Consider the following 15,387-nt stretch of genomic DNA (forward strand, 5'->3'; position numbering starts at 1 on the left):
TTTCAGATAAGTTGCGTGACGTTACGCAAGTTCAGAACGCAGCGTAGTTTTTTGGCTCTACTCACGTTAGGATCCGTTGTAAAGTCGTTGCCCCAGGCGGTAAGAGCCAACAGGATGATTTAAAATTGAATCAACTCAATGAAAAACAAAACAATATGACCGGACTGGATGCCCACACCCCAATGATGCAGCAATACCTGCGCCTTAAAGCAGAGAACCCGGATGTTCTGCTGTTTTACCGTATGGGTGACTTCTACGAGCTGTTTTATGACGATGCGAAACGCGCATCGCAACTGATGGATATCTCCCTGACCAAACGCGGTGCATCTGCCGGTGAGCCGATCCCGATGGCAGGTGTGCCTTATCATGCAGTAGAAGGTTACCTGGCGAAGCTGGTCCAGCTCGGTGAATCCGTTGCGATTGCTGAACAAATTGGCGACCCGGCACTGAGCAAAGGGCCGGTTGAACGCAAAGTCGTACGCATCGTCACGCCGGGCACCGTCAGTGACGAAGCATTACTGAGCGAGCGTTACGATAACCTGCTGGCGGCGATCTGGCAGGACGGACGCGGGTTTGGTTACGCCACGCTGGATATCAGTTCCGGCCGTTTCCGCGTCGCACAGCCTGATGATCCGGAAACCATGGCGGCCGAATTACAGCGCACCAATCCGGCGGAGTTACTCTACCCGGAAAGCTTTGAAGCCATGTCGCTGATTTCTTCCCGCCGTGGCCTGCGCCGCCGTCCGATGTGGGAATTCGAGCTGGAAACTGCCAAACAGCAGCTGAACCTGCAATTTGGCACACGCGATTTAAGCGGCTTCGGCGTTGAGCAGGCCACTCAGGCACTGCGCGCTGCCGGTTGTCTGCTGCAATACGTTAAGGATACCCAGCGTACTGCCCTGCCGCATATCCGGGGCGTCACGATGGAACGCCAGCAGGACGGTATCATTATGGATGCGGCAACCCGCCGTAACCTGGAACTGACGCAAAATCTGGCCGGTGGTATAGAAAACACGCTGGCGGCCGTGCTCGATCAGGCTGTCACGCCGATGGGCAGCCGCATGCTCAAACGCTGGATCCACATGCCAAGCCGCGATATCAAATTGCTGACACATCGCCAGCAGGCGATCGGTGCATTGCAGGATCTCACGGCAGATCTGCAACCGGTACTGCGACAGGTCGGCGACCTCGAACGTATACTGGCACGGCTCGCATTGCGCAGCGCCCGCCCGCGTGACCTGGCTCGTATGCGTCATGCGATGCAGCAACTGCCGGAAATCCGGGAAATATTGCAGGAAACCGACGCCGCACATGTAAAAACACTGGTCGGACAAACCGGTGAGTTCACCGAACTGGTGGAACTGCTCGAGCGCGCAATCATCGAAACGCCGCCGGTTCTGGTACGTGATGGCGGTGTAATCGCACCGGGCTACAATGCCGAGCTGGATGAATGGCGAGCCCTGGCAGACGGCGCGACCGATTATCTCGACAGATTAGAGATCCGCGAACGCGAGAAACTGGGGCTGGATACGCTGAAAGTCGGTTTCAACGGCGTGCATGGTTATTACATTCAGGTCAGCCGCGGTCAGAGCCATCTGGTGCCGATCCACTATGTCCGTCGCCAGACGCTCAAAAACGCTGAGCGCTACATCATTCCTGAGTTGAAAGAGTACGAAGACAAAGTGCTGACTTCAAAAGGCAAAGCCTTGTCTCTGGAAAAAGCGCTGTACGAAGAGCTGTTCGATCTACTGATGCCACACCTTTCCGCATTACAGCAAAGCGCCAGTGCACTGGCGGAACTGGATGTTCTGAGCAACCTGGCAGAACGTGCGTACACATTGAATTACGCCTGTCCGACGATGAGTGAAAAACCGGGCATTAATATTACCGGTGGCCGCCATCCTGTGGTTGAACAGGTACTGAGCGAACCGTTTATTTCCAACCCGCTGAATATGTCTCCGGCACGGCGCATGCTGATCATCACCGGTCCGAATATGGGCGGTAAAAGTACCTATATGCGTCAGGCGGCGCTGATCGTCCTGATGGCGCATATCGGCAGCTATGTGCCCGCAGAAGCCGCTGTTATCGGGCCTGTGGATCGCATTTTTACCCGTGTCGGTGCGGCGGACGATCTGGCTTCGGGGCGTTCTACCTTTATGGTGGAAATGACCGAAACCGCCAATATCCTCCATAACGCCACCGAAAACAGTCTGGTATTGATGGATGAAATCGGGAGAGGGACGTCAACGTATGATGGTTTGTCGCTGGCATGGGCGTGTGCGGAAAATCTCGCCAGCCGTATTAAAGCCATGACGCTGTTCGCCACCCATTATTTCGAGCTGACTACCCTGCCGGAAAAAATGGAAGGCACGGTCAATGTTCATCTGGATGCTATTGAACACGGCGACACGATCGCCTTTATGCACAGCGTACAGGATGGCGCGGCCAGCAAGAGTTACGGTCTGGCCGTTGCGGCGCTGGCGGGTGTTCCGCGAGATGTGATTAAGCGTGCGCGTCAGAAACTGAAAGAGCTGGAAACGTTGTCCAACAACGCTGCAGCCAGCAAAGTCGATGGCCCGCAATTGGCATTACTGACGGAAGAAGTGTCTCCGGCGGTTGAAGCGCTGGAATCTCTCGATGCAGATTCTCTGTCGCCACGTCAGGCGCTGGAATGGATATATCGTCTGAAAGATATGGTGTAGATATCCGCTGGTCAGAACAGGAAGCATAAAAAAACGGTGGGATTGACCCACCGTTTTTATGTGTTGTTCTTACAGGATAGAACATGATGCAACCACTGCCCGGCGAATAAGTTATTCGCGGAACAATGCTTCGATGCTCAGTCCCTGCCCCTGCAGGATTTCACGCAGGCGACGCAAACCTTCTACCTGAATCTGACGAACACGCTCACGTGTCAGGCCAATCTCGCGGCCTACATCTTCCAGCGTCGCTGCTTCATAGCCTAACAGGCCGAAACGGCGCGCCAGAACTTCACGCTGTTTTGCATTCAACTCGAATAACCACTTAACGATACTTTGTTTCATATCGTCATCTTGTGTGGTGTCTTCCGGGCCGTTGTCTTTCTCATCCGCCAGAATATCTAACAACGCTTTCTCTGAGTCACCGCCCAACGGAGTATCCACAGAAGTAATGCGTTCATTCAGGCGCAACATACGGCTGACGTCATGTACCGGTTTGTCGAGCTGCTCAGCAATCTCTTCAGCACTCGGTTCATGGTCCAGTTTATGTGCAAGTTCACGTGCAGTACGCAGGTAAACGTTCAGTTCTTTAACGATGTGAATGGGTAAACGGATAGTACGGGTTTGATTCATGATCGCCCGTTCAATCGTCTGACGGATCCACCATGTTGCATAGGTAGAGAAACGGAAACCGCGCTCAGGATCAAATTTTTCAACCGCACGGATCAGACCCAGGTTACCTTCCTCGATCAGATCCAGCAGTGCCAGACCGCGATTACTGTAGCGGCGGGCAATTTTAACCACTAAACGCAGATTACTTTCAATCATACGGCGGCGGGAAGGAACATCTCCCCGCAACGCGCGTCGTGCAAAATAAACTTCCTCTTCTGCAGTAAGCAGAGGGGAATAACCGATTTCACCGAGGTACAGTTGAGTGGCGTCCAGCACTCGTTGGCTTACAGTCTGCGACAACAATTCTTCTTCAGCATCGTTGTCGGCAGTCTCTTCGACTATTGCTTTCTCGTCAAAGGCTTCAGCGCTGTTCTCATCGAAATCTACATCATCATGTAACTCGTTAACTTTCAGCGTATTCTGACTCATAAGCTGCTCCTACCCGTGGTCCCGAGGGCAGAATCGATGCTCTGCCCCGATTTATCGCTGCGGAAGATAACGCAGCGGGTTTACGGATTTCCCCTTGTAACGAATTTCAAAATGCAATCTTACTGAACTGGTTCCGGTGCTACCCATAGTCGCTATTTTTTGTCCCGCCTGCACTTCTTGTTGTTCCCGGACCAGCATTGTATCGTTATGTGCATAGGCGCTCAGGTAATCATCATTGTGTTTAATGATGATCAGATTACCGTAACCGCGAAGAGCATTACCCGCGTAAACCACACGCCCCGAGGCGGTTGCTACGACAGACTGTCCACGCGAACCAGCAATATCGATCCCCTTATTTCCCCCTTCAGAAGCAGAGAAATTATCGATAATTTTCCCGTCAGTCGGCCATTTCCAGGAGGAAACCGGACCGCCATTATTTGTTGAGGTGGCGACGGGAGTGCTGGCTACAGCAACAGGTGTTGTGGTGGTAGTAACTGCACCTGATGAAGGCAACATCCTGCCTACATTCTGTTTACCAGAAGAATCAGAATACGTGGTAGTTGGTTGAGATGCAACCACAGAACCTGTGAGCATGCCCCCGGTTGGAGCTTTCGGAACACCACCATTTGTGGCATCTGCGACCGCTACCGTACCCCCGGTGCTCGCCGCAGAAGAAACGTTATTGATCTGGATTGTCTGGCCAACTTCAAGGCTGTATGGCGCAGGAATATTATTGCGTGCGGCCAGGTCGCGGAAGTCATTGCCCGTGATCCAGGCAATATAGAACAGGGTGTCGCCGCGCTTCACCTGGTAGGTGCTGCCGCTATAACTTCCTTTAGGGATCGAGTTATAGCTGCGGTTGTAAACAATATGTCCGCCGGGTCCGACGGCAGGTGCCATTTGCGGAGCAGAATTCAGAGTATTCTGACTACTATTGCCGCTGTTACCGCCGCCATTGACGCTGCTGATGGGTGCGGATGTCGTTGAATTGTTCGTACATCCCGCCATCCAGGCACTGATAAAAGTACACATTGCAATGCGGCTTAGTGTTTTTATTGGGCTTCCCGTGCTCATATTTCCCCCGTTACGGCAATCTCAGAATATCTCTTTAACCGCGCACACCGCGCCAGCTGGCGCTTTTCGTGTCACCGGACACGGTGCGGGCAGGCAACATACTCATTCAGGTCTTCGCCCGAATGCCGCAGTGCCATAAAAAACTGTAGTGGATGCTATCAACATCGCCAGTACAGCACCATATATCAGTTGTATTTAAATTTTAAGGAGTTAGTCCTGAAGGTACCGGCGTATGGCCGGTGTCAGGCGAGTTCGCCTTTCACCAGCGGGACAAAACGAACAGCTTCGATAGTCTCTGCAACAAACTCACCACCACGCCGGGTGACCCGTTGCAATGTCTGATTTTCTTCGCCCACTGGCAGAATTAATACACCGCCATCATCGAGTTGTTGTAACAGATCTTGAGGTATTTCAGGAGGTGCGGCGGTGACAATAATGGCATCAAACGGGCCACGCGAAGGCCAGCCCTGCCAGCCGTCACCATGACGGGTGGAAACATTATGCAAATCGAGTTGCTTGAGGCGTCTTTTCGCCTGCCATTGCAACCCTTTGATGCGCTCAACCGAGAAAACATGCTCAACCAGATGTGCCAGAATGGCCGTCTGATAGCCTGAACCGGTGCCAATTTCCAGCACGCGGGACGAGGGCGTAAGGCGCAATAACTCGGTCATTCTCGCCACGGTATAAGGCTGAGAAATGGTCTGACCGGACCCGATAGGCAACGCCGTGTTTTCGTAAGCTTTATGCTGAAAGGCCTCATCCACGAAACGCTCACGCGGCACAGACTCGATGGCATGCAACAGTTTTTCATCATGAATACCCTGCTGGCGCAGTTGTTCCAGCAGGTTGTACATCGGTTTATTCACCATTCGCGCTCACCCCGGCCTTTTCCAACCATGAGACCACGACATCCTGAGCCGCATAGGCGGTTAAATCCACCTGTAGTGGCGTCACTGAAACATAACCTTGCGCTACAGCAGCAAAATCAGTATCAGGTGCGATATCAAATTTATCTCCCGGCGGGCCTATCCAGTACAAGTCCTGACCCCGCGGATCCTGCTGACAAAATACCTGCTCGGCCGGATGACGGCTACCGCAACGCGTCACCCTGATCCCTTTGACCTGCGAAAGTGGCAGATCCGGGACGTTAATATTCAAAATCTTGCCGGTGCGCAAAGGCTCACGTGCCAGTGCCCTGAGGAGCCGGCAGGTGATGATTGCTGCCGTGTCATAATGCTGATGTCCGTCCAGCGACACCGCCAACGCAGGAAAGCCCAGATGGCGTCCTTCCATCGCGGCGGCAACCGTGCCGGAATAGATCACATCGTCGCCCAGATTTGGCCCTGCATTGATGCCAGAAACCACAATATCCGGCTTCGGGCGCATCAGCGTATTCACACCAAGGTACACACAGTCGGTCGGCGTACCGTTAATCACGGCGGTATCACCGTTAGGGTAAGACTGAATACGCAACGGGCCATCCAGCGTCAACGCATTAGATGCACCGCTGCGGTTACGATCAGGGGCCACCAGCTTCACATCAGCAAACTCACGCAGCGCGGACGCCAGCGCCTGTATGCCGGGAGCCAGTACGCCGTCGTCGTTACTCAGTAATATCCGCATCACTTTCATCCAGATTCATCAGTTCACGCACCACGCTGGTGGCATAACTGCCGGCCGGTAACCAGAATTTGAGTTCCAGAGTGACATCATCCCAGCGCTGCCACTGCATCTGCAACGGTTGCAGCATGATGGCACGTCGTGCCGGTTCGACTCGCTCGCGCTTGAGCAGCGACAGTAAATCTCCCTGATCCTTGAGACAGGCCTGTTCATAAACTTCGGCATCTTCGAGTGTGCCCAGCGGGCCATCACCCGGTAAAGGTGCCGTGATCAGTAATTCACCGCTTTCAACACGCGGTAACAGCGACACGAACTCTTCGGCTTTCGCAACAAACCAGCTGCCACGGCCGCTGAGTTGCAGGGCATCGCCCAACATCGGCTCACGCACGTAACCTTCAGCCAGACGCTGGCTGGCAATAATGTTGAACATCGCGCTACGGCTGGCGGAAAGATAGAAACTGCGCTTCGCACGTTCTTTGGGACGGGTTTCGTTGGTTGCCCACCGTTTCGCCTGCACCAGATTATTGCCGCCACGGCCAAAACGCTGGGTACCGAAATAGTTCGGTACGCCCTGCCGGGTGATTTTTTCCAGACGTGCTTCAACATCAGCAATATTGCTTAACTGTCGCAGCACCAGTGTAAATGCGTTGCCTTTCAGCGTGCCGATACGCATCTTTTTACGATGGCGCGAGACGCGGACAACTTCGCAGCCTTCGAGGTCAAACTGGCTTAAATCAGGGTCAGCCTTACCCGGCAAATGCAGGCAAAACCATTGTTCCGTGACCGCATGACGATCCTTGAGACCGGCATAACTGACGTCGCGCGGATGCACTTTGGCGAAACGCGCCAGTTGCTCCGCGACGAATTGGGTATTGCAGCCATTTTTGCGGATCCGCACCAACAGATGTTCACCTTCACCGTCCGGCTCAAAACCCAGATCCTCTTCGACGATAAAGTCTTCGGGATTGGCTTTCAGCTGACCGCTGGCGACAGGCTCACCCAGTAACCAGGTGAGACGGGACATATCTATCATGCGGTAATCTTCCACAACATCATTCCTTAACCAGCAGGGCAACGGCTTCGCAGGCAATACCCTCGCCACGGCCGGTAAAGCCCAGTTGTTCGGTGGTCGTGGCTTTTACATTGACGTCATCCATATGACATTGCAGATCTTCGGCCAGAAACACACGCATCTGCGGGATGTGCGGAGCCATTTTCGGTGCCTGTGCAATGATAGTGATATCCAGATTGCCCAGCTTGTAGCCTTTTGCTCGGATACGGCGGTAAGCTTCGCGCAGCAGTTCGCGACTGTCAGCACCTTTGAATGCAGGATCCGTATCCGGGAAAAGCTTGCCGATATCTCCCAGCGCAGCCGCGCCAAGCAGCGCGTCAGTTGCCGCGTGCAAGGCAACATCGCCATCTGAATGCGCCAGTAAACCCAGCGGATAAGGGATACGCACACCACCGATCACCAGCGGGCCTTCTCCGCCAAACTTATGGACATCAAAACCGTGACCGATACGCATTATGCGTTTTCCTCCTGGGATAAGCGGGTTAAATAGAATTCAGCCAGGGCCAGATCTTCTGGTCTGGTGACTTTGATATTATCGGCCCGTGCCGGGATCAGCAAAGGATGAAAACCGCAATATTCCATTGCAGAGGCTTCATCTGTGACCACCGCACCTTCATTGAGTGCACGGCGCAGGCAGGTTTTCAATAATTCGAGCGGAAAAAACTGCGGCGTCAGCGCATGCCACAGATCCTGACGATCCACTGTATGTGCAATTGCTGCCAGACCGGGTTCACCACGCTTCATGGTGTCACGCACCGGCGCGGCGAGGATCCCGCCGATTTTGCTGGTGGTGGCAATCGCCAGCAGATTATTAAGATCATCAGGATGCAGGCACGGGCGCGCAGCGTCATGCACCAGCACCCAGCCGTTATCTCCGGCAACATCCAGCCCGGCCATAACCGATTCAGCCCGTTCAGCACCGCCTGCCACCACGCGGATACGCGGATCGCTGGCAATGGGAAGTTGGGCGAACTGCGTGTCGTGCGGGCTAAGCGCCACGATAACCTGACGGACGCTGCCGCTTTGCAGCAGTGCATAAATTGAATGTTCTATCAGCGTTTTACCGCCGACAGAAAGGTATTGTTTGGGGCATTCGGCCTGCATACGGCTGCCAATACCGGCAGCCGGTAACACGGCGATGACCTCTGGAAGGGAAACTGCGGTATGGCTCATGGCTATTGATTCAGGTTGTTTTGCGAAACGGTGCTGCCCGGCGCACGTTTATTGTCAGGCACCAGACGATAGAAAGTCTCGCCGGGTTTAATCATGCCCAGTTCGTTGCGTGCACGTTCTTCGATCGCTTCCTGACCGCCGTTTAAATCGTCGATTTCTGCGAAAAGTTGATCATTACGTGATTTCAGTTTGCCGTTATTAACTTGTTGCACCTGAACGTCATCATTTACACGTACATAATCGTGAATACCATTCTTACCCAGCCACAGCGAATACTGTAGCCAGCCAAGTAAAATCAGTAATAGCAGTGTTAGTTTGCCCATCCCCGCCCCCTAAAAAAGCTGGACAATCATCCCACAACTTTCCCTCTGACTCCACTGTGGCAAGGTAATTGCCAGTGAGAATCAGACTTACGCACGCAATAATGGGTGAGAATGACACAATGGGTTACATCGTGAAGGGAATTTGCCGGGAAAACCGCCAGAAAAAATCACCAGCCAGACAAGAATGAGAAGACGGTCCAAAACATGCCAATCACACAGATGCCGCTGGCGGCCGAGGTTTTGAACCAGCCACCGCGAAAGAACATGCTTAACGCAATGCCTATCAGTACGGAAACGGGCATCAGCGCCAGGAAGAACGGCCAGGTGTAAAGCAGGAAAAAAAGGGTATTAGAACCATAAACCAGAAAAGGGATCGCAAACGCCAGCCAGTAGAAGACAAAACCGATAAACCCACCCTGCATGGAATAGGACGGTTCTTCGGTATCTGCACTGTCTGTTGTCGTGATCGGCGCACGTGTCCGGAGGCTGATCTCCCCGGTACGATCGACGCGGTTCCGGCTGACAAGTCTGCTCAATAACGCCTGCATAGTTGATCCCTGTATTTCAGTGTAAACCGGCACGCTCTGTGGCGTTTGGCCGGTAACATTCAGGGATTGATAATAGCGCGCTGGCGCATCACTTCTAATAATTGAGGCACCAATTGTGTTACCAATTGTTCACCATCAAGATGCACATCCGGGGTCTCCGGCGGCTGATATTCTGCGTCGATACCGGTGAAGTTTTTCAGTTCACCCGCACGGGCCTTTTTATATAAACCTTTCGGATCGCGTGCCTCACAGATAGCCAGCGGCGTATCCACAAATATCTCAACAAACTGACCGTTTTCCAGCAAATCACGCACCATGTCACGCTCGGCGCGGTGAGGTGAAATGAACGCCGTCAGCACGACCAGCCCGGCATCCACCATCAGTTTTGCCACCTCACCCACGCGACGAATATTTTCGCGCCTGTCGTCATCGGTAAAGCCCAGATCACGGCACAGCCCGTGGCGGACATTATCACCATCGAGCAGATAAGTGCTGACCCCCTGCCGGTGCAGCGCCTGCTCGAGCGCACCGGCCACGGTGGATTTCCCTGAGCCCGAAAGCCCGGTAAACCACAGCACCGCACCGCGATGACCCTGCTGCTTTTCACGATCCGCACGTGTCACCGCGTGCGGATGCCAGACAACGTTGTCATCTTTACGTAAAGTGCCATCCGGTGACACCATCTTATTTACCACCCAGTAAATCGCGTGCGCCCCAGTGCGGGAAGTGACGGCGAACCAGGCTGTTCAGTTCCAGCTCAAATGCGCTGTATTTATCCGACTCCTGATACACCTGTTCAATCGCCTCACGCACCAGACCGGCTCCGACAGTGACGTTGGTCAGACGATCGATAAAAATCATGCCGCCGGTCACCGCGTTGCTCTGATAGCTATCCAGCACCAGAGGTTCGTCGAAGGCCAGTTCCACCAGTCCGATACCATTAAGTGGCAGATTTTCAACCACACGCTGAGTCAGTGAGTTAATTTCAACCTGATATTCGATATTCTCAACACGCGCACGGGCTTTCTTACCCCCGACTTTAATGTCATAGCTTTGACCGACGCTCAGTGGCTGCTCAGCCATCCACACAACATCGACTTTGGCATGTTGTACCGGTTTAACCGTTTCTTGCGCATCAACCAGCGTGTCGCCACGGCTGATATCACGTTCATCGGCCAGCACCAGCGTAATGGCATCACCCGCCCAGGCTTCCTGTAAATCACCGTCGAAGGTCACAATGCGTGCCACGGTAGATTCCACACCCGATGGCAACACTTTCACCTTCTGGCCAACACGCACTGAACCCGATGCCAGCGTTCCCGCATAGCCGCGAAAATCGAGGTTCGGGCGGTTAACATACTGCACCGGGAAGCGCATCGGTTGCTGTTCACGGATGTTAATAACGTTGACCGTTTCCAGTACGTCGAGCAGAGTCGGGCCGGTGTACCAACTCATTTTATCTCCCGGCGTGGCGACGTTGTCGCCTTCCAGGGCAGAAAGCGGTACAAATTTGATGTCCAGATCGGTCGGCAGTTGCTGAGCGAAATCCAGATAATCCTGTTTGAATTGCTCGTAAACCGTTTCGCTGTAATCCACCAGATCCATTTTGTTAACGGCTACCACCAGATGACGGATCCCGAGCAAAGTCGCAATAAAGCTGTGACGGCGGGTTTGATCCAGCACGCCTTTACGGGCGTCGATCAGCAGGATCGCCAGATCACAAGTCGATGCACCGGTCGCCATATTACGGGTGTACTGTTCGTGCCCCGGGGTATCGGCAATGATGAATTTACGTTTCTCGGTAGAGAAATAACGGTATGCCACATCAATGGTAATACCCTGCTCGCGTTCGGCCTGTAAGCCATCCACCAGCAGTGCCAGATCGAGTTTTTCACCCTGTGTTCCGTGACGTTTGCTGTCGTTATGTAGTGAAGATAACTGATCTTCGTAGATCTGACGGGTGTCATGCAGCAGACGTCCGATTAAGGTACTTTTGCCATCATCGACGCTGCCGCAGGTCAGGAAGCGCAGCAGGCTTTTGTGTTGCTGAGCGTGCAGGTAAGCTTCAACGCCGCCCTGCTCCGCGATTTGTTGTGCAATTGCGTTATTCATTAGCTGCGGCTCCTTAGAAATACCCTTGACGCTTTTTAAGTTCCATCGACCCGGCCTGATCACGGTCGATCGCGCGTCCCTGGCGTTCACTGGTGGTCGACACCAACATCTCTTCGATGATCTCCGGCAGCGTCTGAGCTTCGGATTCAACAGCCCCGGTCAGCGGCCAGCAACCCAATGTGCGGAAACGCACCATTTTCTTCTCGATCACTTCACCCGGTTGCAGATCGATACGATCGTCATCCACCATCAGTAACATACCGTCACGCTCCAGCACCGGACGTGGCGCGGCCAGATATAACGGAACAATCTCAATATTTTCCAGATAGATGTACTGCCAGATATCCAGCTCAGTCCAGTTGGAGAGCGGAAACACGCGGATGCTTTCACCTTTGTTAATCTGGCCGTTGTAGTTATGCCACAACTCAGGGCGCTGATTTTTGGGATCCCAGCGGTGGAAGCGGTCACGGAACGAATAGATACGTTCTTTGGCACGGGATTTTTCTTCGTCACGGCGCGCGCCGCCGAAAGCGGCATCAAAGCCGTATTTATTCAGCGCCTGTTTCAGACCTTCGGTTTTCATGATATCCGTATGTTTCGCGCTGCCGTGCACGAACGGGTTGATGCCCATCGCCACACCTTCCGGGTTTTTATGCACCAGCAGCTCAAAGCCGTAATTCTTCGCCGTGCGGTCGCGGAATTCATACATTTCGCGGAATTTCCAGCCGGTATCCACATGCAGCAGCGGGAAGGGCAAGGTTCCCGGGAAGAAGGCTTTGCGTGCCAGATGCAGCATCACCGAGGAATCTTTCCCGATGGAATACATCATCACCGGGTTGGCGAATTCAGCAGCCACTTCACGGATGATATGGATACTCTCCGCCTCCAGTTGCCGCAAATGAGTCAGTCGTTTTTCGTCCATAACAGATCCTTTAAGCCAAATTCACAACCGACGGGCGTTGGGTGCCGTCAGTCTCAGGATGATGCCCAAACCAGGCCAGTTGCTGATGAAGTGACACCACTTCACCAATCACCAGTAACGCCGGCGTCGGCGCCTGTTGAGCCAGATGTTCAAGATTATCGAGTGTTCCGGTCAGCACCTGCTGATCAGAACGTGTTCCCCGTCCGATGACCGCAACGGGTGTAAGCGCTGCGCGACCATGAGCGATCAATTGCTGGCTGATTTCTGCCGCTTTAAGCGTGCCCATGTAAATCGCCAATGTCTGCTGGCCTTTCGCGAGAGTCTCCCACTGCACGCCGTTATTTTCCGGGCGGCAATGCCCTGTCACGAAGATCACGCTCTGTGCATAATCGCGGTGCGTCAGCGGGATCCCGGCATAAGCTGTCGCGCCGGCAGCAGCGGTTACGCCAGGCACAACCTGGAAAGGAATACCCGCCGCCTGCACTGCCTGTAATTCTTCGCCGCCGCGTCCAAAAATAAACGGATCACCGCCTTTGAGGCGCACGACTTTTTTCCCCTGCTGCGCCAGTTCGACCAGCAGACGGTTGGTTTCTTCCTGCGCAACAGAATGGCTGCCCGCACGTTTACCCACACAAATCTTGTCCGCATCGCGGCGCACTAAATCCAGCACTTCTTCGCTGACCAGATGGTCGTAAAGCACCACATCAGCCTGCTGCATCACCTGCAGCCCGCGAAGGGTGAGCAATCCTGCATCACCGGGCCCGGCACCGACCAGCGTGACATGTCCGCTATGCGAGATGTCTTCCGCATTTTCTAACTGTTGTTGCAGTGCCCGTTCTGCTTCTGCGAGCTTTCCCGCAGAAGCGAGGCTGGCAAAGCGTCCGGCAAATGCATGCTCCCAAAAACGACGACGTGAACGCATGGAGCTGAACTGCGCTTTCACATTTTCACGCCAGCGTCCGGCGATATCGGCCATTTGCCCCAGGCTGTTCGGCAACAGAGTTTCCAGCTTCTCGCGCAGCATTCTGGCGAGTACCGGTGCTTTACCGCTGGAAGAAATCGCCACCACAATCGGCGAACGGTCGACAATCGAAGGGAAAATGAAAGAGCATTTCGGCTGATCGTCGACCACGTTAGCCAGCACATGTCGCAGATTAGCTTGCTCAAAAACTTCAGCATTCAGCGCAGCGTCGTCTGTAGCGGCAATCACCAGAAAAACATCGTCGAGCTGTTCCGGCAAAAATGCCTGTGCTGACCAGCTAATTTCGGCGGCCTGTCTGCGTTGTTCCAGCTCGGGAGAAAGTGCCTGTGCGACTATCCGTACTTGCGCACCCGCCCGCAGGAGAAGATCGATTTTGCGGGCAGCGACTTCGCCACCCCCAACAACCAGAACAGGGCGTTGTTTTAGGTCGGCAAATATTGGTAGATAGTCCACGAAAGCCTTAAATGATTATCAGGATTAATAAACAAACTATACGTGCAGGCAATAATTGATCTGAAATGACGAAAAAGAATGATTAGTTACTAAATGGAATATAGCCCGGCAAAAAGAGCGGTTTGGGATAACGGGAAATTGTCTAATCGCGCAGACAATCGCATACTGTATGCCCCAGAAAGACCGCCACACGCGGCCTGTTGTTTGATTGCCTTCCGGTCGTATTGACCGGCAAATAAGGATTTTTGGCTATGTTTTCTTTTTCACGCATGAAACAGACGCTGCTGGCGCTGAGCCTGAGCGGTGTCTGTATGGGTCATGCGATGGCGGCATCCGTCCCGCTTCCGGCGATGGGTATGATCGCCAGTCAGCAAATTCGCCATATCGCGACTTATTTCCCCGGGCGCATGGCCGGCAGCCCGGCAGAGCTGATCGCGGCGGATTATCTGAACCAGCAATTCAACAAATTAGGTTATAAGAGCGATTTACGTGGCTTCGATACCCGTTATCTTTACACCAGCAATACGGGGAAAAAGAACTGGCAAAATATTCACGCCACGTCGGTGATTGCCGCTCGTGCCGGTGAAGTACCACAACAAATCATCGTGATGGCGCATTTCGATACCTATGTGCCGCAAAGTGACAATGATACCAACCACAATCTCGGCGGCCTGACGTTGCAGGGTGTCGATGACAACGCCTCCGGCGTCGGTGTGATGCTTGAGCTGGCCGAACGCATGCAGGCCATCCCGACACACTATAGCCTGCGTTTCGTGGCACTGAGCGCGGAAGAAACCGGCGCTAAAGGTGCGGAAGACTTTGTAAACCGGATGAGCGCTGAAGAGAAGAAAAATACGCTGCTGGTGATCAACATGGATTCGCTGATCACCGGCGACCGGTTGTATTTCAATAGCGGCGAGAATACTTCAGTGGCTGTGGCGAAACTGACCCGGATTAAGGCGCTGAGTATTGCCCGCAGTCTGGGTATTCCGGCACAAAGCCATGAAGGCACACATTGCTGCGATGGCATAAAAGCGCTGGATGACGCGCACCTGCCGCTGCTGAATGTGACGGCGACTAACTTTGCGCTGGGTAAGAAAGACGGCGTGCAGCAACGTGCGATCACCCGCCACTTCCCGCTGGGCAACACCCGTTATCAGAGCCAGTTTGATAGTTTGCAATATCTCGATAAAGCGTTGCCGGGCCGCATTGAGAAGCGCTCGCGCGACACGGTAAAAGTGTTATTCCCGCTGCTGAAGGATCTGGCAAAACCGGCAAAACACGCCTGATTAAATAGGGGTAATTGAG

General features: G+C 53.6%; 15 protein-coding genes. 2 read left to right on the forward strand and 13 right to left on the reverse strand.

Annotation, left to right across the window (positions count from 1 at the left end; translation table 11 throughout):
• Positions 1 to 155 precede the first annotated feature (155 nt).
• Complete coding sequence (gene mutS / locus EVX52_RS14875) at positions 156 to 2,702, forward strand: DNA mismatch repair protein MutS (protein ID WP_129954637.1); 2,547 nt, start codon at positions 156 to 158, stop codon at positions 2,700 to 2,702.
• Between the two features lie 111 nt (positions 2,703 to 2,813).
• On the opposite strand, the gene rpoS is transcribed toward mutS, so the two are convergent.
• From rpoS to cysG, 13 genes are all read right to left on the reverse strand, one after another.
• Positions 2,814 to 3,800, reverse strand: coding sequence for an RNA polymerase sigma factor RpoS (gene rpoS, locus EVX52_RS14880; RefSeq protein ID WP_013574019.1), 987 nt, complete (start codon positions 3,798 to 3,800; stop codon positions 2,814 to 2,816).
• A gap of 51 nt (positions 3,801 to 3,851) precedes the next feature.
• Positions 3,852 to 4,874: a murein hydrolase activator NlpD gene (gene nlpD / locus EVX52_RS14885; protein WP_129954596.1), complete on the reverse strand. Its 1,023-nt coding sequence runs from the start codon at positions 4,872 to 4,874 to the stop codon at positions 3,852 to 3,854.
• A 242-nt stretch (positions 4,875 to 5,116) separates the two neighbouring features.
• Positions 5,117 to 5,743 carry a protein-L-isoaspartate(D-aspartate) O-methyltransferase gene (locus EVX52_RS14890; protein ID WP_129991590.1) on the reverse strand — a complete coding sequence of 209 codons (627 nt, stop codon included), beginning with the start codon at positions 5,741 to 5,743 and terminating at the stop codon, positions 5,117 to 5,119.
• On the reverse strand, positions 5,733 to 6,497 hold the full coding sequence (surE, locus tag EVX52_RS14895) for a 5'/3'-nucleotidase SurE (RefSeq protein ID WP_165383757.1): 765 nt from the start codon (positions 6,495 to 6,497) through the stop codon (positions 5,733 to 5,735). Before surE ends, EVX52_RS14890 begins: the two co-directional genes overlap by 11 nt.
• Positions 6,478 to 7,524 carry a tRNA pseudouridine(13) synthase TruD gene (truD, locus tag EVX52_RS14900; protein ID WP_165385183.1) on the reverse strand — a complete coding sequence of 349 codons (1,047 nt, stop codon included), beginning with the start codon at positions 7,522 to 7,524 and terminating at the stop codon, positions 6,478 to 6,480. Before truD ends, surE begins: the two co-directional genes overlap by 20 nt.
• A 22-nt stretch (positions 7,525 to 7,546) precedes the next feature.
• Positions 7,547 to 8,020 (reverse strand): 2-C-methyl-D-erythritol 2,4-cyclodiphosphate synthase, encoded by a 474-nt coding sequence (gene ispF / locus EVX52_RS14905; protein WP_129954593.1) that lies wholly within the window; start codon positions 8,018 to 8,020, stop codon positions 7,547 to 7,549.
• Positions 8,020 to 8,739 (reverse strand): 2-C-methyl-D-erythritol 4-phosphate cytidylyltransferase, encoded by a 720-nt coding sequence (gene ispD / locus EVX52_RS14910; protein ID WP_129991591.1) that lies wholly within the window; start codon positions 8,737 to 8,739, stop codon positions 8,020 to 8,022. The genes ispF and ispD overlap by 1 nt, the downstream gene beginning before the upstream one ends.
• Before the next feature lie 2 nt (positions 8,740 to 8,741).
• A complete protein-coding gene (ftsB, locus tag EVX52_RS14915; protein ID WP_013574012.1) occupies positions 8,742 to 9,062 on the reverse strand; it encodes a cell division protein FtsB in 321 nt (106 codons plus the stop codon).
• Between the two features lie 167 nt (positions 9,063 to 9,229).
• The gene (locus tag EVX52_RS14920) at positions 9,230 to 9,610 is read right to left on the reverse strand and encodes a DUF3561 family protein (protein ID WP_129954589.1); all 381 of its coding nucleotides are present in this window, start codon (positions 9,608 to 9,610) and stop codon (positions 9,230 to 9,232) included.
• Positions 9,611 to 9,669: 59 nt separating this feature from the next.
• Positions 9,670 to 10,293: an adenylyl-sulfate kinase gene (cysC, locus tag EVX52_RS14925; RefSeq protein ID WP_129991592.1), complete on the reverse strand. Its 624-nt coding sequence runs from the start codon at positions 10,291 to 10,293 to the stop codon at positions 9,670 to 9,672.
• Position 10,294: 1 nt separating this feature from the next.
• Positions 10,295 to 11,722 carry a sulfate adenylyltransferase subunit CysN gene (gene cysN, locus EVX52_RS14930; protein ID WP_129954585.1) on the reverse strand — a complete coding sequence of 476 codons (1,428 nt, stop codon included), beginning with the start codon at positions 11,720 to 11,722 and terminating at the stop codon, positions 10,295 to 10,297.
• Positions 11,723 to 11,735: 13 nt separating this feature from the next.
• Complete coding sequence (cysD, locus tag EVX52_RS14935; RefSeq protein WP_101078459.1) at positions 11,736 to 12,644, reverse strand: sulfate adenylyltransferase subunit CysD; 909 nt, start codon at positions 12,642 to 12,644, stop codon at positions 11,736 to 11,738.
• Positions 12,645 to 12,654: 10 nt separating this feature from the next.
• Positions 12,655 to 14,079, reverse strand: a complete 1,425-nt coding sequence (gene cysG / locus EVX52_RS14940; RefSeq protein ID WP_129991593.1) for a siroheme synthase CysG — start codon at positions 14,077 to 14,079, stop codon at positions 12,655 to 12,657.
• Positions 14,080 to 14,330: 251 nt separating this feature from the next.
• On the opposite strand from cysG, the gene EVX52_RS14945 reads away from it, so the two are divergent.
• Positions 14,331 to 15,368 (forward strand): aminopeptidase, encoded by a 1,038-nt coding sequence (locus EVX52_RS14945; protein WP_129991594.1) that lies wholly within the window; start codon positions 14,331 to 14,333, stop codon positions 15,366 to 15,368.
• The last annotated feature ends 19 nt before the right edge of the window (positions 15,369 to 15,387 follow it).

The organism is Rahnella sp. CFA14(1/10) (assembly GCF_004195095.1).
Lineage (GTDB): Bacteria > Pseudomonadota > Gammaproteobacteria > Enterobacterales > Enterobacteriaceae > Rahnella > Rahnella perminowiae.

What these genes read in the sequence shown, in the direction of transcription:
- mutS (WP_129954637.1), top strand. Translation starts at nt 156, where the DNA reads ATGACCGGACTGGATGCCCACACCCCAATGATGCAGCAATACCTGCGC.
- rpoS (WP_013574019.1), bottom strand. Translation starts at nt 3,800, where the DNA reads ATGAGTCAGAATACGCTGAAAGTTAACGAGTTACATGATGATGTAGAT.
- nlpD (WP_129954596.1), bottom strand. Translation starts at nt 4,874, where the DNA reads ATGAGCACGGGAAGCCCAATAAAAACACTAAGCCGCATTGCAATGTGT.
- EVX52_RS14890 (WP_129991590.1), bottom strand. Translation starts at nt 5,743, where the DNA reads ATGGTGAATAAACCGATGTACAACCTGCTGGAACAACTGCGCCAGCAG.
- surE (WP_165383757.1), bottom strand. Translation starts at nt 6,497, where the DNA reads ATGCGGATATTACTGAGTAACGACGACGGCGTACTGGCTCCCGGCATA.
- ispF (WP_129954593.1), bottom strand. Translation starts at nt 8,020, where the DNA reads ATGCGTATCGGTCACGGTTTTGATGTCCATAAGTTTGGCGGAGAAGGC.
- ispD (WP_129991591.1), bottom strand. Translation starts at nt 8,739, where the DNA reads ATGAGCCATACCGCAGTTTCCCTTCCAGAGGTCATCGCCGTGTTACCG.
- ftsB (WP_013574012.1), bottom strand. Translation starts at nt 9,062, where the DNA reads ATGGGCAAACTAACACTGCTATTACTGATTTTACTTGGCTGGCTACAG.
- EVX52_RS14920 (WP_129954589.1), bottom strand. Translation starts at nt 9,610, where the DNA reads ATGCAGGCGTTATTGAGCAGACTTGTCAGCCGGAACCGCGTCGATCGT.
- cysC (WP_129991592.1), bottom strand. Translation starts at nt 10,293, where the DNA reads ATGGTGTCACCGGATGGCACTTTACGTAAAGATGACAACGTTGTCTGG.
- cysN (WP_129954585.1), bottom strand. Translation starts at nt 11,722, where the DNA reads ATGAATAACGCAATTGCACAACAAATCGCGGAGCAGGGCGGCGTTGAA.
- cysD (WP_101078459.1), bottom strand. Translation starts at nt 12,644, where the DNA reads ATGGACGAAAAACGACTGACTCATTTGCGGCAACTGGAGGCGGAGAGT.
- EVX52_RS14945 (WP_129991594.1), top strand. Translation starts at nt 14,331, where the DNA reads ATGTTTTCTTTTTCACGCATGAAACAGACGCTGCTGGCGCTGAGCCTG.